Origin of the sequence: Neobacillus terrisolis, from assembly GCF_051233475.1 — a bacterium.
Classification (GTDB): domain Bacteria; phylum Bacillota; class Bacilli; order Bacillales; family Cytobacillaceae; genus Bacillus_BU.
This window is the reverse complement of record NZ_JBKFGH010000004.1, coordinates 145,249-164,716: the sequence shown is the minus strand read 5'-3', so window position 1 is coordinate 164,716 and position 19,468 is coordinate 145,249. Positions and strand designations below refer to the sequence as shown.

Below are 19,468 nucleotides of genomic sequence, written 5' to 3'. Positions count from 1 at the left end.
GGTCTTTTTGTGCTTATATGGAAAAGGTAGCGCATGATGAGCTATTATGTAATTTACGATCTGAAAAATGATAAATTCGAGGCACTCTTTTACCAATTAAACAAACGGTCTCATAATTAATCGTCCCCATCAAATCTGCAATTTCATCTACAGATTGAAACGCCTCATTATCCGACCCAAAAATAGTGATTACATCACCAAGCTTGCATTCAGGTATTTCTGAAACATTCACCATCGTTTGGTCCATGCACACCCTTCCCATAACAGGAACCTTGTGTCCATCCAGCAAAAATTGTCCACAGTTTGAAAGAAGGCGTGAAAGTCCATCAGCATAACCGATTGGCAAAGTCGCGATTATTGAGTCTTTTTTTGGAGCATTTGTACATCCGTAACTAATTGGGCGGGCTGCTGGAACTATTTTCAAAGCCGCCACCTTTGTTTTTAGTGCCATCGCCTGCTTTAAAGTGATAACATGAGATTTTAAAGATGGGTCTGGATAAAGCCCATAGAGTCCAATTCCAACCCGCACCATATCGAGATGCATATCGGGAAAAATCATCGTTCCTGCAGTATTGCAGCAATGCTTCAGCGGGATGTGAATACCGCAATCTTCCAAGTGGGAAATCACCTTTTGAAATTGTCCATATTGTTCATATGTAAAAGAAGGATCATTACTATCAGCATTGGCAAAATGGGTAAAGATTCCCTTAAGATAAACAAAGGGATTTGTAATGATTTTCTCAGCAATAACTAGTGCATCCTCAGCGTTTTGGACTCCAATTCTTGACATCCCTGTATCCACTTTTAAATGTACGGAAACCGATTTATGTAGCTGCTCAGCTTGAAATATGATTTCGTCCAATGTTTCCTTAGAAAAAACGGTTAAATCAATATTTGCAACGATTGCCTCTTTGATTGAGCGTACGGGTGTATATCCCAATACTAAAATCGGTTGTTTTACACCGGCGTTTCGCAACTGCATTGCCTCATCCAAGAATGCTACGGCTAAATACTCTGCTCCTCCCCTGATAACGGTTTTCGCAACCTCCACTGCACCATGTCCATACCCATCGGCCTTCACCACCGCCATTAACTTGACATTGGCTCCTATAAAATCTTTATACTGCTCGGTATTTTGTTTAATTGCCGCAAGAGAAACCTCGACCCATGTATCTCGGAAACTATGTGAATTCATTGACATTCCTCCAGACCCACTTCACATCATTTTGATGAAAAATCCCTCAAGAAAACTCCTTGAGGGATTATATTGGTTTAATGAAGGGCTTCTACTTGCTGTGCTAGAGCTGCCTCAACTGTTACAAAGTCATAGCAAAGGTCCTTTGCCACTGCTTCATAAGTAATCTCACCATTGACCACATTAACACCTAGCTTTAAGGCAGGATTGTCGTGAATTGCTTTAACAATTCCTTTATTGGCAATTTGTAATGCATATGGCACGGTAACATTAGTTAACGCCATCGTTGAAGTCCTAGGTACAGCCCCTGGCATATTCGCAACAGCGTAATGTACAACTCCATGCTTAACATATGTTGGATTGTCATGTGTGGTAACATGATCACTTGTCTCAACGATGCCGCCTTGGTCGATTGCAACGTCCACAATGACGGAACCCGGCTTCATTGTTTTGACCATTTCTTCCGTTACAAGCTTTGGTGCTTTTGCACCAGGGATCAGTACAGCTCCGATTAACAAATCGGCTTCCACGACTGCATCAGCAATATTGAACGGGTTAGACATTAATGTCTTAATTTGATTTCCAAAGATATCATCTAACTGGCGAAGACGTTCTGCACTCAAGTCGATAATCGTAACGTCTGCACCTAAACCAATCGCCATTTTTGCTGCGTTTGTTCCGACGATTCCGCCCCCAATAATGGTGACTTTACCACGGTTAACCCCCGGAACCCCGGCTAATAGAATTCCCATGCCTCCGTTTGTCTTCTGCAAGAATTGAGCACCAGTTTGCGCAGCCATTCGACCGGCAACTTCACTCATTGGTGTAAGAAGCGGAAGGGTTCGGTTCACCTCAACCGTTTCATATGCAATGGCTGTTACTCCTTTTTCTTTAAGAGCTTTTGCTAAAAATGGCTCTGCTGCCAAATGAAGGTATGTGAATAAAAGTAATCCGGAACGGAAGTATTGATACTCGCTTTCAAGAGGTTCTTTCACCTTCATGATCATCTCTGCTTTTGCCCAAACATCTGCCGCTTGCTCAATGATTTCAGCACCTGCTGCTAGATAATCTTCATCTACAAAACTGCTTCCTAAGCCTGCATTTGTTTCAACTAAAACTCGATGCCCTGCATTGACAAAAGAAACAACCCCAGCTGGAGTGAGTGCTACCCGATTTTCATTATTTTTTATTTCTTTTGGCACACCAATGATCATTTCTTACTTCCCCCTTTTGATTACTTGTTTTAGAATCCTTGTGACTTAAGAATAAAAGATTCACAATGAAATTTCTTTGTTAAGAAAGGAGAAAGAAGAAAGCTCTTTTTGTGGAATTACACAAACGGGTGATAACCCTATTTTCTTTTATAAAAACTTCTCAAGCTTTAAATCTAGGTATAAGGTAAGTTTTTGATTGACATCTTTTAAATTAATTTCGCCGATTTCTGCTATTCGTTTTAGACGATAATTCAGTGTATTCGTATGAATGTTTAACGCTTTAGCTGCATCATTAACATTACTATCCTTGTTAAGAAACTCTTCAAGTGTTTCAACCAGCTCACTGTTACATTTTTGATCATACTCATGAAGCTTTTTCAAAGAATAATTTTCATATTTATCTTTTAGTCGTTTTTCCAGCAGCACATCAAAATATTGATAAATTCCCAAACTTTGATAACTATGAATGTTCTTTATTTCAGCAGGAAATTTTTCTTTCATTGATAGTACCGATAATGCTTCTTGATAGGCCTTTTCAATTTTTTGATAGTCACTGTAAATTCCGCTGAAACCTTGAACAATCGATTCAATTCCGAAACGTTCTTCCATCTTGCTTACAAATAGTTCGCAAAAATCATTTAACTTTTTGATTGGCTGATCGATTTGGTTAAGCGAGATGAATAAAACTAACTGAAAGTGATCGATTGTATATAACAAGAATTTAGGCTGCTGACTTGTCTTTAAAAGATAAGCGATTTGCTTTTCTTCCTCTCTCGTTATTTCCTGAGAAAATTGAAACACCATAACAACATATTGTGAAGGAGGTGTTATTTGCAGTGTATGAAACTGCGAAATAATCTCTTCATTTGAAGGCAAATGGCTGGTAAGCAGTTTCCAGAAAAACTCTTGGTATCTCTCTTCTTTCTTATTTTTGCGATTCTGTACTTGTAAAAGTTTATTTTTCGTGGCTGCCGCAGCACGTTTAAGTAAGATCAGATCCTCTTCCTGTAACGTCTTATCAACTTCCAATGCCCAAATAAATCCAAGTACTTCTACATTTTTCCAAATCGAAACCGCTACTCGATCGCCTAAGCCAATGTCGTCCATTGTTTTAACACGTATTGGCTCACGACTACTTAATAAGGATGGGATGACCCCTTCCTTCCATAAATTGTTGATCACCTTCTCGGGGACACGGCGACCGATAATGGTAGCAATTCTTGCTTTGTCCGTTCTCTCATCATGTGTGCTGTAGGCCAACAGTCGATGATTGGCATCTTCAATCGTAATCGGACATTGCAGTGCCTCACTAACGATATCCGCAAAATCTTCTAAACTATCAAAGCTGGCACGAAAAGGATCATTTACCATTTTATGAATCAAACCTTTCTGACACTTGTCAGTATTGAAACAGCCCTTAAAAGTTTGTGAATTTAATAACTTATTTGTAATACTAAACAAAAGTATATTAAAATATTTTTATATTTTCACAAAAGCAAATGTTCACTATTATGTTAAATTTATATCACAAAGTTGTAAATACTTTGTGTTTACAAAATGAAAGGTAAATTGTAAGCGTTACCACACTATACAAAGAAAGGGGATTCTTTTAAACTAGAATAGTTTAAATCTTTCCGAAACGTAATTAGGTAATTCTTATTTTAACTTTTAATGTGACAAAGAGAAATAACATATGTAGGCAAATACGCTTTTATGAGAAAATTTTTTTATGGATTTTTGCAACGAAATGAATGTCAATAAAAGGGGGCAGAACGCAATGCAAAAGAATCAACTACACAGAGGCTTGGAACAAAGACACATCACCCTTATGTCATTAGGTGCAGCAATTGGCGTCGGGCTATTTCTAGGATCGGCCTCTGCTATTAAACTGGCGGGACCAGGAATTATATTAGGCTATGCATTTGCTGGTATGATCATGTTTTTTATTATGAGAGCACTTGGTGAAATGGCGATTCAAAAACCGGTTGCAGGCTCATTCAGTCAGTATGCACGAGACTATTTAGGACCATTATCAGGATACATAACAGGTTGGAATTATTGGTTTTTATGGGTTGTTACTTGTATGGCCGAAATAACAGCAGCAGGTATTTATATGGAATATTGGTTTCCTGAAATTCCTCGCTGGATATGGGCGCTAGCCGCTTTAGTCATTATGTCAGCTGTCAATTTCATGGCGGTAAAAGCGTACGGTGAACTGGAATTCTGGTTTGCATTAATTAAAATAATAACGATTGTGTTTATGATTGTCGTAGGTCTCGGGATGATTATTTTTGGATTTGGAAATGGAGGCATGGCAACAGGTATCAGCAATCTTTGGAAGCACGGGGGTCTGCTTCCAAACGGAGTGACTGGTGTATTAATGTCATTGCAAATGGTTATGTTCGCCTTTTTAGGAATTGAGATGATCGGCATTACCGCCGGTGAGGTGAAAAATCCGGAGAAGACACTCTCAAAAGCAATTGATACAGTATTTTGGCGAATTCTTGTATTCTATGTTGGCGCATTGTTCGTGATCATGTCTATCTACCCATGGACAGAGATTGGTGTCAAAGGGAGTCCGTTCGTATTAACTTTTGACAAACTAGGCATTCCTGCCGCAGCGGGAATTATCAACTTTGTTGTCTTAACTGCAGCCCTTTCTTCTTGCAACGGTGGGATTTTCAGCACCGCTCGGATGCTGTATAACCTGGCCGAACATGGTGAAGCACCTCCAGCTTACGGGAAATTGAATAAAAACGGTGTTCCAAGCTTCGCGGTATTAGCAACAGCCGGTGCACTTTTAGTTGGAGTCGTTCTTAATTATCTAGTCCCAGCAAAGGTTTTTACGTGGGTAACAGCCATTTCTACCTTTGGTGCGCTTTGGACATGGTCAATGATTTTATTATCACAAATGCGTTATCGTAAAGGATTAACTGCTGATCAGGCAAAGGGTTTAAAATATAGAATGCCGCTTTATCCATTCACCTCATATTTTTCATTAGCCTTCTTAATATTAGTCGCAGGGTTAATGGCATATTTCCCTGATACAAGAATCGCTTTGATTGTTGGACCGCTATGGTTGGGTATTTTAGTCGTCTTTTATTATGGTAAAGGATTGCACAAAAGGGGAAAACAAGAAGATTTACAAGAACGAGTGGGTTAATAAAAGCAGCATTGGGTTGTGATCCCAATGCTGCTTTTTTTGAATTCGTGTATTCTTCACCAACAGGTCAGCTTCCACTTTTTCCACAAAAAAGTTTGACAATTTCGTGACAATTGATAGAATATTCAGTAAAGGGAGGTTGATCACCGATGATAAATGAACATGTTAAAACCTTAGAAAACTTTAAGAAGGCAGCAACCTTTGGAATCATACTTGGAATGGCTCTGTTTTTTACAGGAATTTTTGTAACCGTTTTCACAGGAGAGCCTTATCTATTATCAGCTGCTGGGATTGGGGTCATGATAGCCTCCATGGTGCTTTTCGGTTTTGGAATGTGCCTAAGTATAATGGAAGAATATAACGAAAAAACAGCTCCTTAAAAACTGATTGGCTCCCTTGAGGAGTCATTTTTATTTGCATAAAAATTCCACACCCTCCAAATAATACATCACAGACCTATTATTGGAGGGATAAAGATGAAATTTGTTTTAAAAACTCTATTAGCTATTTTCTTTACATTTATGGGTGCTAGTCACATGGTTTTTGCCCAAGTACCACAAGAAGAAGTTGATCAAATGTTAGCTGAAATGAACTGGACGATGGGTGAATTACAAGATTATTTAGCTTTCTATGAACTAACATTAGATGATTTTGAAACGATTGAAGATTTACGAGGAATGCTGGGTACACCGATTACCGATGAAAATCTTAATGAGCTTCTGCAAACGTATAATTTGACGAAAGAACAACTCCAAAGCTTGTTAGGTGAATTCGGGGAAAGCTTAGAAGATTATCATTTTATAGAAGACCTGACCATAGCAGTTGACTACTATTTAAATAATGACGAAGAATTGGCAGAAGTAGAGGAATTCCTTGCTAAAATAGGATTGACCGAAGAAGAAGTAGATAAGCTATTCACTCACCTAATGTCCTTAGATGAGCTTGTGTTGGAACAGGAAATGGAACGAATTATGGCAAAAATTGAACCCTTTATGGATATCGAGGACCCTGCTACACTTAGCGAGGAACAGCAGCAGCAATTGCTTAATATATGGGAAGAAATGCTTACAGCCTTCCATCTAAAAGCAAATTTCTACCTCATTGATGGGACAAAAACAGCCATCAGCTACGCTGAATTAGTAAAGCTTGAAACTCTAAATGGCAAAAGTCTGTTCATTGAACTCACTGATCTTGATGGCAATTTGTTAGTTGATATGCAGCTTTCAGAAGATATGCTGGGCTCTGACTTTGTCGTTGATGCAGGCGAAAATTTAGCACAAGTTGGCGATATGGCCGGGGAATTAACAACAAAATTACACGATGCAAAGTTGCCAGATACCGCTTCTCCGTTTGGGTTAAATATTATTCTTGGTTTATTGCTTATAGCAGGTGGTTTCGCGTACTTTCGGTTTAGTAAAAGGGTAGAAAGAGCGTAATAACAAATATGTGGAAGAAGAGAATTTCACTGGTTGTGATGTTGATTGGTGTGATAGTGGTAATCCATAATCTTTATTGGTTGAATAAAGGGATATCAACCCAGACCATACCTGAGATTTCACCTAATGACTTCAACCAAGCAACTAAACCGATTAAGCAAGACCAATTGTACAAGAAAAAGCCTGTTTCAGGTGAAAAAATAGGCACCCTAACCATTCCGAAATTAAACCGATCACTGCCGATCTTTGAGGGTACCAGTCAAGAGGTATTGAAACAAGGTGTTGGTCATTTTCAGGAAAGTGTTTTGCCCGGCGATCACAATAATTCGGTCTTGTCTGGGCATCGGGATACTGTGTTTCGCGGACTTGGGGATGTTGGAGTTAACGATGAGCTTATTGTCGAAACAGATATTGGTCAATTTTTATACAAAATCAAGAAAGTTAGAATCGTTGACCAACATGACCGGACTGTTATTGTTCCAAGGCCAAAAAGCACGTTAACCGTAACAACCTGCTATCCCTTTGGTTTCATTGGCAATGCCCCAAAACGGTACATTCTTGTTGCTGATTTAGTTTCACAAAACTTGGCTCAAATAAAATAGAGGCTGACACATCGTTAGCCTCTTTTTCATTCGGTTATTTATTTTTAATTCAGAATGCTGCTTTTGAAATTCTCCGTTGCTTTTTACATCATAATCCCACCGTCCACATGCAATGTTGTTCCATTTACATAATCCGATTCTCGTGAAGCAAGAAATAAATAAGCGTTGGCAATATCCTCTGGTTTTCCGAGATGTCCTAACGGAATGGTCGCTCGAATTGAATCTAATATTTTCTCTGGAACTGTCGCTGTCATACTTGTTTCGATAAACCCAGGGACAACCGCGTTGACATTGATTCCTTTACGACCAAGTTCCTTTGCCCATGTTTTCGTCATCCCAACAACGCCCGCCTTTGTCGCTGCATAGTTGGTTTGCCCAATATTTCCGTATACCCCGGAAACAGAAGAAGTACTAATAATCTTTCCGCTTCCCTGGGCCACCATCGTCGGAACCACAGCCTGTGTACAAAGGAAAACCCCTGTTAAATTTACATCGATAACTTTTTGAAAATTTTCGAGTGACATTTTTGCCAACATCGCATCCCTTGTGATTCCGGCATTATTAACGAGAATATCAATTCGGCCGAACATATCTAAAACATTCTTCACCATTGTATTTACACTGTCTTGATCGGCGACATTTACTTTGAAAAAGGCAACCCGATGCCCTTGATCGGTTAATTCTTGCGCACGTGTCTTCCCTATTTCTTCGTTGAAATCCGCGATCGCGACACTTGCTCCTTCTTTTGCAAAAATTTCAGCTGCCGCCGAACCAAGACCACTTGCTGCACCTGTAATGATCGCCACTTTTCCGGATAATCTCATTATTCCCACTCCTATTCATTTAGAAATTCTGAAATCACACTCAGTAACTGAACTAAATCATCAACTAACGGTGAATGTCCGCAATTTTTCAATTCCACAAACCTTGCATTCTGTCCAAGATCAACGAGAATCTCTTGTGCCATTTCCTTCGTGATAACTAAGTCATGCTCACCTCGTAGTACAAGAACCGGGATGGTAATCTCTTTCGCCTGATTTGTTCCGGTTGCTGCTTCATTATGAATAGCGCTAATATTAAACGTATTAAGTGAATAGTTTACTTCAGCATAGTTTCGCTGGGTTAGCATGTCATCAACATATTCCTCGTAACGTTCAGGTTCAGGCTGATTTCGGTCATAGATCACCCCATTCCAAATTGCTTTAAGGAGCTCCCGATTCTCTTGAATGTATGCGGCCTGGATCGGAATCGCCCTTAGCGGATCGGCTTTAATTTGTTCATACGTGGTTAACCGTTTGTTTGGATCTGGAAGGCCTAAATCATTTGCGGCGTAAATGGGATAACCCCTAGTAGAAACTGAATCAAGAAGCACCAGTTTTTTTGTATATCCAGGATAATCTGCAACAAATTGCATGCCCACCCCTCCACCAGTTGACCAGCCTACCAGTGAAAAGTCTGTCAACTTAATCGCATCAACAAACAGCTTTACATCATCTGCAAAATCCTTCAGCGACCATATTGGCTGGCGATAACTGGATTCACCAAACCCACGCAAATCCAGCGCAATAAGTTTATAATCAGAATCCATATTCTCTAAAATTAAATCCCAATGTTTTGAAGAGGTCATATTTCCGTGGATCAACAGGACTTTTTTCACGCCCCCCTCTCGTTCCCGATAGGCTATTGTTTCTCCATTCGGTAATGGTACTTTTTTTAGGCTAATTTTAGTCAATCGGTTCCACCCATCCTTCCCCAACGAAGCGTTGTTGCTCCCCAGGCATAGCCGATTCCGGCACTTACGAGGACTACCACATCACCGTCTTTAATTTTCCCTTCCCTTTCAGCAAGTTCTAAAGATAGAATTTGGTCAATTTGGCCAATATGCCCATAATCCTCCAAATAAATCGATTGTTCCAAGGATAAGCCGAGCTCCGACAGTACATACTCATGAGCTGAACGTTTCATATGAAGTAGTCCAACATAGGAAATATCCTGCTCCCGGTACCCACTTCTTTGCAATGAGGTTCGAATTACCTTCAAAAAATTATCCATCGATTTTTGTTCAAGCCTCTGCTTCATTCCTTCGGGATCTGTTACATCCAACCTATAAAGGTCTAAATTTTCCTTTGAAAGCGGAATTTTGGTTCCACCAACAGGAACAACTACATCCTCGGAAAAAGAACCGTCGGTAATAATTTCCGTTTCTAAAACAATATTAGAATCATAGCCCTTTTTTAATAAAATAGCGCCGCCACCAGCACCGAGGTTAAACATAAACCTAGTCCGTTTATTTTCATAATTAATAAAATCTACATTTCGATAGCCACCAGCAAGTAAAACAGTATTAATGGCTGGATCACCATTCATCAATGATTTGGCGAGCTTTAGCGCCATGATCGTCGTTCCACAACGAAGGGCCACATCAAATGCCCAAGCGTGTACAGCACCTACTTCCTCTTGAAGCTTGATAGCTGCTGTCCAGAGCGGATATTCTTTATGCTCCTCACCAATGTAAATAACTACATTGATTTCTGCTGGATCTATTCCACTACGTTCAATAGCTATTTTTGCAGCTTCAATACCCATTCCGCACGTATGGTCTTCAAGGCCAGGTACAAACTTTTGTCTTATCCCCATTTTATTTACGACAACATCCACTGGAATACCGGCCTTTTCCGCAATTTTCTTTGCCGTCATCGTCCGTTTCGGCAAATAAATTCCCGTACTGACAATCCCTATTGTCATCGGCTTCCACCTCACCCTATTGTCTTTATCATCACCCTTGTAAATCCTCCACTGATACCTTTTGATCTTGTTTAAGTGGAGTACGTCTCTTACTCTTGAACTTTATCCTTCTCATCCGAAGCGTCCCAACAATCCCTAGTGGGAAAAACATAACAACTAAGATGTAAATAATTCCGAAAAAGATAATCCATCTTTCAAAAATCAAGTGAGTTTTTGCTAACTCCGTCAACCAATGGTGGGCAAACTCGATTAATCCTGCCCCGATTATTGCGCCGATAAGCGTTCCAACACCTCCGATGATCGTCATTAACAAAGCATCAAGCGTAATGTCCATCGCAAAAACGCTTGTATTCACAAATCGGAGTGACACTGCGTAAAGAATCCCTGAAAGACCGGCAATGACACCAGCTACTATACTTGCGATGATTTTATAATGGATAACATGAAAACCCAGTGATTCCGTCCTTTTTTCATTTTCGCGAATGGCTTGAAGAACTCTGCCAACCGGAGAATTCGTAAACCGTTTTAATAATGAAAAAACAAGCAACACACCCATTAAGCAAAGGAAATAAAAATCGGTACGATCCTTTAATAAATCAGGGACTCGAAAGGTAAAGCCATCATTTCCAAATGTCAACGTGCGCCATTTTTCCGCAGCTACTAAAAACAAACCAGATAAGGCAAGCGTCAGCATCGCATAATAATGACTTTTCAGCCTTAGCGATAATATGCCAACGATCCAGCTTACAACAGCTGACAAGATCATCGTAATGACAATGGCTAAGACCAAATAGAAAACCGTCGGTTCGAATTTCTTCATTAAAATCCCAACCGTATAAGCACCGATCCCAAAATACATCGCATGCCCAAATGAGACAATTCCGGTATATCCAAGCAATAAATCGTAGCTCATTGCAAAAATAGAAAATATAAAAATTTGCGAGAGTAAAATGAGCATGCTACGGGATTCATAAATAAATGGAAGAATGAGAAGAGCGATCCCACAAATGAGGAGAAACAAGCTGGAACGATTATTTTTGATTAGCTGCAAGCGATATCACCCCCTCAATCCGAACAAACCTTGTGGTTTAAAAATTAATACAATCGCCATTAGCAGCATATTGACTGCTAGTGCTAAATCCGGTAGAAAATAAGCCATAAATGAACCGGACAATCCTACAAGAGCCGCGGCCAAAATAGAGCCAGAAAAACTGCCCATCCCACCAATGACGACTACAATGAAAGCAAGAATCGCAAACTCCATCCCCATATCAGCATAAATAACTCCGGAATATGGGGCGAATAACATGCCACCTAAGGCCGCCATCCCTGCACCGACCATAAAAACAAACATAAACACCCTTTGAATATTAATTCCTAATGCCTGCACCATTTCTTTATTCATAACACCGGCTCTGACAACTAAACCAATCTTTGTATTTTTCAGAGTGTATTGAACAAGACCGTAAATCAGTAGACCCACCAATATGATAAAAACCCTATATTTGATAATGACAATTTCCCCAATTTCCCAGCTCCCAACTAAATAATCGGGCGGAGCAGCTGAAATCTGGTTAGGTCCCCAAACCACCTTCAGCATTTCTGATAAAACCAGCATTAATCCAAGCGTAATCAAAATTTGCTGCACATGGTTCCCATACACCGGCTTAATGATCCATTTTTCCGTTATAAAACCTAAAACAAATCCGGTAAAAATGGCACCGATTATTCCAACCATAAAGCTTCCTGTAGCAGAATAAACCCAGATTCCGCTATAGGCCCCCCATGCAAACAATCCGCCGTGAGCAAAATTCAGAACATCCATAAGGCCAAAGATTAAGGTTAACCCCGCCGCTAATAAAAAGATCAGCATTCCGGTTGCCAAACCGTTCAGAGTGAGATTAACGAATACCTCCATTCCTTCTCCTCCTTCCTTAGGCAATCCCGAGGTATTTTTGTCTTAAATGAGCATCTTCTTTAAGCAAATCCATTTTGCCATCAAGGACCGTTCGGCCATCGTCTAGAATATAAAAACGATCCCCAACATTACTTGCCATCATATAATTTTGTTCGACAAGAATAATCGTCGAGGTTTCCTTTAGCTTAATGAGTGATTCCATGACCTTTTCAACCACTATAGGAGCTAATCCTTTACTAGGTTCATCAATAAGAAGCAGATCGTTTTCATTCACGTAGGCTCTGGCAATTGACAGCATTTGTTTCTGACCTCCACTTAGCAAACCGCCTTGCTTTCGCCAAAACTTTTTCAAGTCAGGAAAGAGTTCCAAAATAGAAAACAATCGTTTTTTCGTTTCATCGGTTTCATTTCGCATTGCTACCCTCATATTTTCTTCTACAGTTAGATTTGCAAAAATTCCTTGATCCTCCGGAACATAACCGATCCCTTTCTGAGCAATTGAATAAGTTGCCAGCCGCCCGATTTCTTCATTCTTATATAAAATAGACCCTTTAGAGGCTGTATTTAAACCCATGATGGTTCTTAAGGTAGTGGTTTTTCCAGCACCATTTCGTCCCAACAGTACCGTTACTTCTCCTTTATTCACCTTAAATGAAACTCCCTGTAAAATATGAAATTGTCCGATGTAGGTTTCTACTTTATCTAGCTTTAAGAGGACGCTCATCGTGTAACCCTCCTAAATAAGCTGATTGGACTGTTTGATTTTCAATTATTTCCATCGGAGTTCCATCCGCGAGTAATCGGCCATTAAACAAAACCATGACCGAATCTGATAGTTCCAAGATCATATCCATCTTGTGCTCAATTAAAATGACCGTTCGATTCCCGTCTTGTTTTATTTTTTTGATCACTTCAAGAATGACCGGTACTTCTTCTAACGACATCCCAGCGGTTGGTTCGTCAAGAAGCAATACCTCCGTGTTTAATGCAAGCAACATAGCAATTTCAAGCTTGCGTTTTTCACCATGGGCCAAGTTGCTCGCAATTGAATCTTTTTTGCTCGAAAGCAGTACCAGCTCTAACCATTGAATAGCTTGTTCCTCAAATTGCTTATATTTTTTGTAGTGATGAATCACGTTGTAGCGAATCCCCGCCTGTGATTGAACCGCAAGGCGTACATTTTCAAGGACGGTTAAATTAGGAAATACGTTTGTAATTTGAAAGGAGCGGCCGATACCAAGACGCGTTCGTTCAGTCGTTGACATTTTTGTAATTTCCTTGCCGTGATATAATATTTTTCCTTTTGTCGGTTGAAGCTGCCCACTTAACAGATTAAAAAACGTTGTTTTTCCTGCGCCGTTTGGTCCAATAATGGATTTGAAGTGATTTTGGGGGACTTTGATCGAAACTTCATCTACTGCTGTATGGCCCCCGAAGGAGATTGATAAATCCTTTGTTTCAATGATGGTCTTCAGAGTAATCACTTCCTTCCTGAAAAAAATAGACGAATGAACTTCGGCATTGCAACTGCCGAAGTTCACTTTAAATAAAAGGCCCTGTTATATTGGGCTGTTGATTTCCGCTCTAGGTGCTCCCTTTCCGCGGGGGAGTCCGGGAGCCTCCTCGGCGCCATAGCGCCTGTGGGGTCTCCCGTGACACCTTCTCCCGCAGGAGTCTCGCACCTTCCGCTCCAATCAACATTGTTCTTAAACGTAGCCCAATAAAAATGCCTTATTTGTTGCGAATCGGTGGTTCTGTTTCATCTGGTGATAATTCGCGGATTAGCACTGGTACGGGATAAGGCACACCATCTTTTTTCTCTAACTTAATCGCGTATAGAGCTTGCAGGGCTTGATGATCCTCAGGACGAAATGTCATTTTGCCCTTTGGTGTATCGAAGCTCATTCCTTCCATCGTTTCAATCAATTTGTCAGAATCTGTATCCCCCTCTGTTTTCTTTAACGCCTCAACTATGGCAAGCGCTGCGCTCATCCCCCCAGGAGTAAATAGATCAGGAACATCACCGTTAAACCGTTTTTTGTGCTCATCTACCAACCACTTGTTAATATCATTTTTAGGAAGATCATGATAGTAAACCGTAAATCCTTCCATGCCAATTAATGGCTCCATCGTTGCTAAAGCAGCAATATCAGGTGCACCTGTTGAAATTTTTATCCCTTTTTCCTGTACCTTCATATCAGCAATTTGATTCCATGGTGAATTCGCTCCAGCCCATACAACAAATAAATAGTCGGGCTTTGCATCGATGATTTTTTGAATATTTGATGTAAAATCAGTTGCAGCCGGATCGGCATATTCCTCATGGACAATTTCCGCTCCAAGCTTTACTGCTGCTTCTTTAAATGCCGCTACCCCATCACGTCCAAACGAATAATCAGGTGCAAGCGTGGCAATTTTTATTCCTTTTTTGGCAATGGCAGCAGCCCCGGCAGCCGCGTCCTGTGAAGAGTTACGGGCTGTTCGGAAAATATATGGATTAAACTCTGAACCGGTAATACTATCCGCTACGGCCGGTTCAACAATCATTATTTTTTCGTATTCTTCAGCCAGTGGTAATACAGCAAGCGTATCACCTGAACTTGATGAACCAACTAGAAAATCTACTTCGTCCTCTTCTAATAGCCTTGTCGCTTTTTGAACAGCTACCTCAGGTTTTGTTTCGGTATCTTCTGTAATAAATTCAATTTTGCGTCCGGCAACCTCCATCTTTCCATCGGTTGCATAATCAAGCCCTAATTCAAACCCTCGAAGCGTTTGTTTTCCGTATGATTCCAATCCTCCCGTTAGCGAAGCAAGAACACCGATCTTAATCGGTTCCTTGTTAGCTCCCTTATTATTGGAATCAATCCCAGTTTTATTTGAGCTACATGCACTGGTGAAAATCATTAAAACGGCTAGTAAACTGACCATTGCTAGACTGCGGGATTTTGCTTTCAATTTTCTCTTCCCCCTTGATATTTAGTTCACCAAGTCGATCCAAGCTGTACGTTAATCATAAAAAAGGGGAGTTACAATTCAGTTACATCCACGCATAACTTTTTTCAAACAAAACATAATAAGACGTGTGTTAATGATTTTTTTCAGGAGGGATAGTTGATGATGCAAAATAATCCGAACCAAACACATATGAATATGCATACGGGGAATATTCCTCAACAGTTGAATCATGGTGGACATGAAGTAATCGATGTGCATGAAGTTTTATCCGGTACAATTGGGGCTTTAAATCAATACTCTTTATTACGAAAATATGTTAAAGATTCAGAACTCCTTGATATAATTGATCGTCAATACCAATTTACCCAAAACGAATACAATATTACGTTAGATTGCTTTAAATCAGGACAGGATCCAGCTCAACCAACGCAAAGCTACAAAATGAATCAAAACAATGATTTTATATATGGATTAACTCCTACACAACCGAAAAAGCCGATCCAGTCCGAGATGGAAATGTCTGAGGAAATTGTAGCTGGTTGTTTGCTATCCTCTTGCAAAAGTCTGGCATCTGCTAAAACAATGGCATCGTTAGAAACGACTAATCCGGTTGTTCGTCGTGTCTTGGCTGACTCCATTCCAAATTGCATTGAAATGGCGTATGAACTTTCCATCTACCAAAACAAGCACCACAACTATCAAGTTCCACAGTTCTCACAGCAAGACATGATGCAAATCGTTAATTCTTTTGCACCAGCCCAAGGAAGCCCACAAATACAAGCCAATAATTACAATATGCCTCATTAAAAAATCAGCTCCGGGTTTAAAAACCCGGAGCTTTAGGTTAATCCAAATTGGCACTCATAATCATTTCATACATATTTACAGTCGGTTCAAGCGGTGCCACTCCGAGTTCATCCTCAAGCGTTTCACAACATTTTTGATACCACTTGATCGCTTGTGGTCGGTTATTTTTCCGATAATAACAGTACATTAACAAACGGTAGGCCTCTTCCCACGTTCGGTCCTTACTTACAATTTTCAAACACCAATCAATCGCAGCGTCATAATTTTCCTTCCGAACACTTAATTGGGCAAGCTTTTCCGCTCCTCGTAAAAAAAACCTTAATAACCTTTCTCGCTCTTGAATGCACCAGTCATCATAGCGGCGGTCAGGTAGGAAATCGCCTGTATAATAATTGAGACCCTTTTTTAAATATTCCATGGCTTTATCGATGTCTTTTTCCTCTAATCCCATAATCAAGAACTGCTCAAAGAATACCGTATCTATTTCTAAACCAGCATTCGGATTCATTCCATATGAAGAGCCCTCTCTAATAATGAAGAATGAATTTGCCCTTGCCTTACGATTTGGTTCAAGCACGTGATTCAAAGCATTTAAGGCAACTTTAAAATCTCGAGCAGCATTTTTTTCTTGTTGGCCCGGCCAAAGTTGCTGAAAGATTTCTTCCTTCGGTAAAAGTTGTCGCTTATTCGTAATCAATAGCTGAAGAAGTTCTTTCGCTTTTCCTCTTTGCCAACCTCGTTCCTCTACTTCCTTTTCACCAATCCAAACCCGGAAATTTCCGAGGGCTTGAACTCTTAATGTATAACCAGGATGCGATTCGGTTTGGATAAGATTCATATCTTGAAACAGCCTTACAATAATATGAGGAGCAAGCTGATTTTTTTGCGCTTCAATTAATAATGGCGCAAACACTTGCATGTCACGTGGGCCAAATATCGTCCGGTTAAGCAGAAAAAATTGGTATCCCTCTCGTTCAACTGTTTTTAAAAAATGAGAAAAATGAACGAGAAAGAGTTGTTGTTGTCCTAAATGAAAGTGAAGATAGGCGAGCCAAAAATGACTGAGCATGCCCCCGTAATCATCTCCACATTGTTGAAACAATATGTCGGCCTTTTCAAAAAACTGAAGCGCTTCAGATGAACGTCCGCTATAAAAAGAAGCAATGCCCATACAAATCGTGATAAGAGACGATAACCAAACATCCTTTACTCTATCAGTTTCCTGCAAAGCTAATTTTCCGGTTTGGTGTGCTCGATCATAGTCCCCCTTACTTCCATATAAATAACAGAGTCCCATTAATGCTTCTGCTTTCCCCTTTTCAACATGAAGCTGGTCCATTATCTCTAGTGCTGTTTCGTAACAATTTATCGCTAAAGCCAAATCGTATTTATGAATGAGTTGGACCGCATGTCCCATCCTAATCCATCCACATGCTTCAACAAATGGAGCTTTCTTACTTAAACCATGGCGAATCCCTGCTTGTGCCAATTTTTTTGCTTTTTCTCCATTTCCGGTTAAAGCTGCTATTAAAGACAGGAGAAGCTCGGTTTCACGATGAGACTGAGGCAAGAAGGATTTTTCATTGTTCTCCTCCCTTTCAGTAGACAACAATATCTTTCTAGCTGCTTCAAATCTTCCGGTCCGCAAGTACAATCTTGCCTCCAAATTTCCGTCATCAATCGGAACATTGAGGGTTTTGGCCCTGTGCAGCCATTTTTCAGCTTTTGCACCATGTCCAAGATTGATTAAATTTTCAGCAAGTAAGTGATATAATTTAGCCATTTCCAGTTCAGAACCTTGATCATTCATTTCATGTAATTGGATCGCCTCATATAAAATACGTTCAGCATGATAGGGCTGAATCGTATCTAAATATATTCGCGCTTTTCCCTCGAGTGCCTTGCTTTTCCCGATGATATCGTTCTGGTTTTCTGCTATCAAAATGGCCCGCTGATAGCAATGCTCAGCTTCTTTATAATTCGAACGGTAGCGGTGAATTTCTCCCTGTAAAAACCAGAGTATCCAAGATAAATCTTTTTCAGGATTAGGAATTCGGACTAACCGTTCAAGCAAGCTTTCAAGCTTCCCGCTTTCGAGCAATAACATCCCTTTTTCCCTTAAAACCCGGGCAATTTCAGGTGTATTATTTATTTTTTCATAATGCAACAGGGCTTCCTCGAACAAATCGTACTCCTCAAAAAATCGAGCGGCCCGCTTATTTAAAGAGTGAAAGCAATAGCCCGGATTTGCTAAAAGCCGCTCTTCTAAAAATTCCTTAAATAGAGTATGATAACGATACTTTTCTTCCGATATTTTTTGGATAAACAGATTTTGATGATGCAACTCGGAAAGTATTTTTTTTGAATGATTGATTTGTAGAACTGCATTACATATTTCTTCTGTCATATCCTCTAGAATAGAAGTTTGAACAAGAAATTCCTGTATAGTTTCCTCCTGAGCTTCGAAAACCTCCAAAGCTAAATATTGAAACAAATCCTTCAAAGATCGAGAATGCTGCCCAATCTCACCACTTAATGACTGGTAATGCTCACTTTGACCTGCAATCATTCCTAAAGCTATAACCCAGCCTTCCGTCAGTTGATAAATCCGACTTAACTCCGTTTGTGGCAATGTCATTCCGTAATTTTCATTTAACAACAACTCTACTTCTTCTTGGGAAAGCACTAAGTCATCCTTCGTTACTTCTAAAACAGCCCCATTAGCCTTCATCCTCATGAGCGGCTTCCACGGGGGACGGCTTCTTGAAATGATCACCAGATGGAGATTGACTGGGATGTGGTCCAATAAAATTTCCATCCAACGATTTACGGTATTGGAATGACCAATTTGCTGAAAGTCATCAAGAATAACGATCATATCCTGTTTTATAGAAAGTACCTCATTAATAAACATCGAACCTAAAAGATTTAATTCTTGCTCGCGAATGTAACGGTCCATTTCACTTATATATTTTTCTAATTCAATTCCAAATTCAGGAATGTTTGTCCGAATCGACGCAAGCAAATAAGATAAAAACGGCAGAATATCATCATCCATTGCCGAAATCGAATACCAGCAGCTTTTCATTTTTTCATCTGTAACATATAGAGCCAATGCAGTGCTTTTTCCATATCCTGCTCCAGCATGAACAATTGTTAACGGGTATTTATTGATTGCTTTTAATTTTTTTGTCAGCTTTGCTCTACGAAGATCGGTGTTTTTTATGGCAGGAATTATGATCTTTGTTTGAATAAGCGGAATAGAATTCAATCCTTACCCTTCTTTCAACTATCGAAATATTCCTATTATCGTAACATATAGCCCATAAAAAATTGCTCGAAATAGGAGATGGGTAATTGTAATATATTGTAAAATTATTTTTCTGTCCCCTTAGCCAAGTTCATAAAAAGTTATTAATAAATACAAAAG

Annotated in this window: 17 protein-coding genes; 5 read left to right on the top strand and 12 right to left on the bottom strand. The window is 39.8% G+C overall.

The genetic code is table 11. The features are described from left to right. Nucleotides 1–13: 13 nt before the first annotated feature. From alr to ACI48O_RS02885, 3 genes are all read right to left on the bottom strand, one after another. Complete coding sequence (gene alr, locus ACI48O_RS02895; protein WP_435560198.1) at nucleotides 14–1,195, bottom strand: alanine racemase; 1,182 nt, start codon at nucleotides 1,193–1,195, stop codon at nucleotides 14–16. A gap of 77 nt (nucleotides 1,196–1,272) precedes the next feature. Further along, nucleotides 1,273–2,409 carry an alanine dehydrogenase gene (gene ald / locus ACI48O_RS02890; RefSeq protein WP_435560197.1) on the bottom strand — a complete coding sequence of 379 codons (1,137 nt, stop codon included), beginning with the start codon at nucleotides 2,407–2,409 and terminating at the stop codon, nucleotides 1,273–1,275. Nucleotides 2,410–2,556: 147 nt separating this feature from the next. Beyond that, complete coding sequence (locus tag ACI48O_RS02885) at nucleotides 2,557–3,516, bottom strand: PucR family transcriptional regulator (protein WP_435560408.1); 960 nt, start codon at nucleotides 3,514–3,516, stop codon at nucleotides 2,557–2,559. A gap of 670 nt (nucleotides 3,517–4,186) precedes the next feature. Here ACI48O_RS02885 and ACI48O_RS02880 point away from each other — a divergent pair. The 4 genes from ACI48O_RS02880 to ACI48O_RS02865 all read left to right on the top strand — a co-directional run bounded on the left by ACI48O_RS02880 (nucleotide 4,187) and on the right by ACI48O_RS02865 (nucleotide 7,610). Next, entirely contained in the window at nucleotides 4,187–5,572 is a 1,386-nt protein-coding gene (locus ACI48O_RS02880; protein ID WP_435560195.1) for an amino acid permease, read from the top strand. Nucleotides 5,573–5,721: 149 nt separating this feature from the next. Continuing rightward, complete coding sequence (locus tag ACI48O_RS02875; RefSeq protein WP_435560194.1) at nucleotides 5,722–5,952, top strand: hypothetical protein; 231 nt, start codon at nucleotides 5,722–5,724, stop codon at nucleotides 5,950–5,952. 96 nt (nucleotides 5,953–6,048) lie between these two features. Beyond that, the gene (locus ACI48O_RS02870; protein WP_435560193.1) at nucleotides 6,049–7,008 is read left to right on the top strand and encodes a processed acidic surface protein; all 960 of its coding nucleotides are present in this window, start codon (nucleotides 6,049–6,051) and stop codon (nucleotides 7,006–7,008) included. 8 nt (nucleotides 7,009–7,016) lie between these two features. Further along, on the top strand, nucleotides 7,017–7,610 hold the full coding sequence (locus ACI48O_RS02865) for a class D sortase (RefSeq protein WP_435560192.1): 594 nt from the start codon (nucleotides 7,017–7,019) through the stop codon (nucleotides 7,608–7,610). A gap of 83 nt (nucleotides 7,611–7,693) precedes the next feature. On the opposite strand, the gene fabG is transcribed toward ACI48O_RS02865, so the two are convergent. The 8 genes from fabG to ACI48O_RS02825 form a co-directional block, all read right to left on the bottom strand. Further along, on the bottom strand, nucleotides 7,694–8,434 hold the full coding sequence (gene fabG, locus ACI48O_RS02860) for a 3-oxoacyl-ACP reductase FabG (RefSeq protein ID WP_435560191.1): 741 nt from the start codon (nucleotides 8,432–8,434) through the stop codon (nucleotides 7,694–7,696). Between the two features lie 11 nt (nucleotides 8,435–8,445). Then, complete coding sequence (gene phaZ / locus ACI48O_RS02855; RefSeq protein WP_435560190.1) at nucleotides 8,446–9,342, bottom strand: intracellular short-chain-length polyhydroxyalkanoate depolymerase; 897 nt, start codon at nucleotides 9,340–9,342, stop codon at nucleotides 8,446–8,448. Next, nucleotides 9,339–10,355: a 3-oxoacyl-ACP synthase gene (locus ACI48O_RS02850; protein WP_435560189.1), complete on the bottom strand. Its 1,017-nt coding sequence runs from the start codon at nucleotides 10,353–10,355 to the stop codon at nucleotides 9,339–9,341. The genes phaZ and ACI48O_RS02850 overlap by 4 nt, the downstream gene beginning before the upstream one ends. Before the next feature lie 31 nt (nucleotides 10,356–10,386). Further along, entirely contained in the window at nucleotides 10,387–11,406 is a 1,020-nt protein-coding gene (locus ACI48O_RS02845; RefSeq protein ID WP_435560188.1) for a branched-chain amino acid ABC transporter permease, read from the bottom strand. A 6-nt stretch (nucleotides 11,407–11,412) separates the two neighbouring features. Then, a complete protein-coding gene (locus tag ACI48O_RS02840; protein WP_435560187.1) occupies nucleotides 11,413–12,273 on the bottom strand; it encodes a branched-chain amino acid ABC transporter permease in 861 nt (286 codons plus the stop codon). A gap of 16 nt (nucleotides 12,274–12,289) precedes the next feature. Then, a complete protein-coding gene (locus tag ACI48O_RS02835) occupies nucleotides 12,290–12,997 on the bottom strand; it encodes an ABC transporter ATP-binding protein (RefSeq protein ID WP_435560186.1) in 708 nt (235 codons plus the stop codon). Next, a complete protein-coding gene (locus ACI48O_RS02830) occupies nucleotides 12,972–13,748 on the bottom strand; it encodes an ABC transporter ATP-binding protein (protein ID WP_435560407.1) in 777 nt (258 codons plus the stop codon). The genes ACI48O_RS02835 and ACI48O_RS02830 overlap by 26 nt, the downstream gene beginning before the upstream one ends. A 256-nt stretch (nucleotides 13,749–14,004) precedes the next feature. Further along, nucleotides 14,005–15,204 carry a substrate-binding domain-containing protein gene (locus ACI48O_RS02825; RefSeq protein ID WP_435560406.1) on the bottom strand — a complete coding sequence of 400 codons (1,200 nt, stop codon included), beginning with the start codon at nucleotides 15,202–15,204 and terminating at the stop codon, nucleotides 14,005–14,007. Nucleotides 15,205–15,393: 189 nt separating this feature from the next. Here ACI48O_RS02825 and ACI48O_RS02820 point away from each other — a divergent pair, with 189 nt between their 5' ends. Next, complete coding sequence (locus tag ACI48O_RS02820; RefSeq protein ID WP_435560405.1) at nucleotides 15,394–16,038, top strand: spore coat protein; 645 nt, start codon at nucleotides 15,394–15,396, stop codon at nucleotides 16,036–16,038. Nucleotides 16,039–16,075: 37 nt separating this feature from the next. On the opposite strand, the gene ACI48O_RS02815 is transcribed toward ACI48O_RS02820, so the two are convergent. Then, nucleotides 16,076–19,309, bottom strand: a complete 3,234-nt coding sequence (locus ACI48O_RS02815; protein ID WP_435560185.1) for a winged helix-turn-helix domain-containing protein — start codon at nucleotides 19,307–19,309, stop codon at nucleotides 16,076–16,078. Nucleotides 19,310–19,468: the final 159 nt, after the last annotated feature.

Excerpts from the sequence above, each read along its gene's own strand:
- alr (WP_435560198.1), bottom strand. The coding sequence starts at position 1,195 with ATGAATTCACATAGTTTCCGAGATACATGGGTCGAGGTTTCTCTTGCG.
- ald (WP_435560197.1), bottom strand. The coding sequence starts at position 2,409 with ATGATCATTGGTGTGCCAAAAGAAATAAAAAATAATGAAAATCGGGTA.
- ACI48O_RS02885 (WP_435560408.1), bottom strand. The coding sequence starts at position 3,516 with ATGGACGACATTGGCTTAGGCGATCGAGTAGCGGTTTCGATTTGGAAA.
- ACI48O_RS02880 (WP_435560195.1), top strand. The coding sequence starts at position 4,187 with ATGCAAAAGAATCAACTACACAGAGGCTTGGAACAAAGACACATCACC.
- ACI48O_RS02875 (WP_435560194.1), top strand. The coding sequence starts at position 5,722 with ATGATAAATGAACATGTTAAAACCTTAGAAAACTTTAAGAAGGCAGCA.
- ACI48O_RS02870 (WP_435560193.1), top strand. The coding sequence starts at position 6,049 with ATGAAATTTGTTTTAAAAACTCTATTAGCTATTTTCTTTACATTTATG.
- ACI48O_RS02865 (WP_435560192.1), top strand. The coding sequence starts at position 7,017 with ATGTGGAAGAAGAGAATTTCACTGGTTGTGATGTTGATTGGTGTGATA.
- fabG (WP_435560191.1), bottom strand. The coding sequence starts at position 8,434 with ATGAGATTATCCGGAAAAGTGGCGATCATTACAGGTGCAGCAAGTGGT.
- ACI48O_RS02850 (WP_435560189.1), bottom strand. The coding sequence starts at position 10,355 with ATGACAATAGGGATTGTCAGTACGGGAATTTATTTGCCGAAACGGACG.
- ACI48O_RS02840 (WP_435560187.1), bottom strand. The coding sequence starts at position 12,273 with ATGGAGGTATTCGTTAATCTCACTCTGAACGGTTTGGCAACCGGAATG.
- ACI48O_RS02835 (WP_435560186.1), bottom strand. The coding sequence starts at position 12,997 with ATGAGCGTCCTCTTAAAGCTAGATAAAGTAGAAACCTACATCGGACAA.
- ACI48O_RS02825 (WP_435560406.1), bottom strand. The coding sequence starts at position 15,204 with ATGGTCAGTTTACTAGCCGTTTTAATGATTTTCACCAGTGCATGTAGC.
- ACI48O_RS02820 (WP_435560405.1), top strand. The coding sequence starts at position 15,394 with ATGCAAAATAATCCGAACCAAACACATATGAATATGCATACGGGGAAT.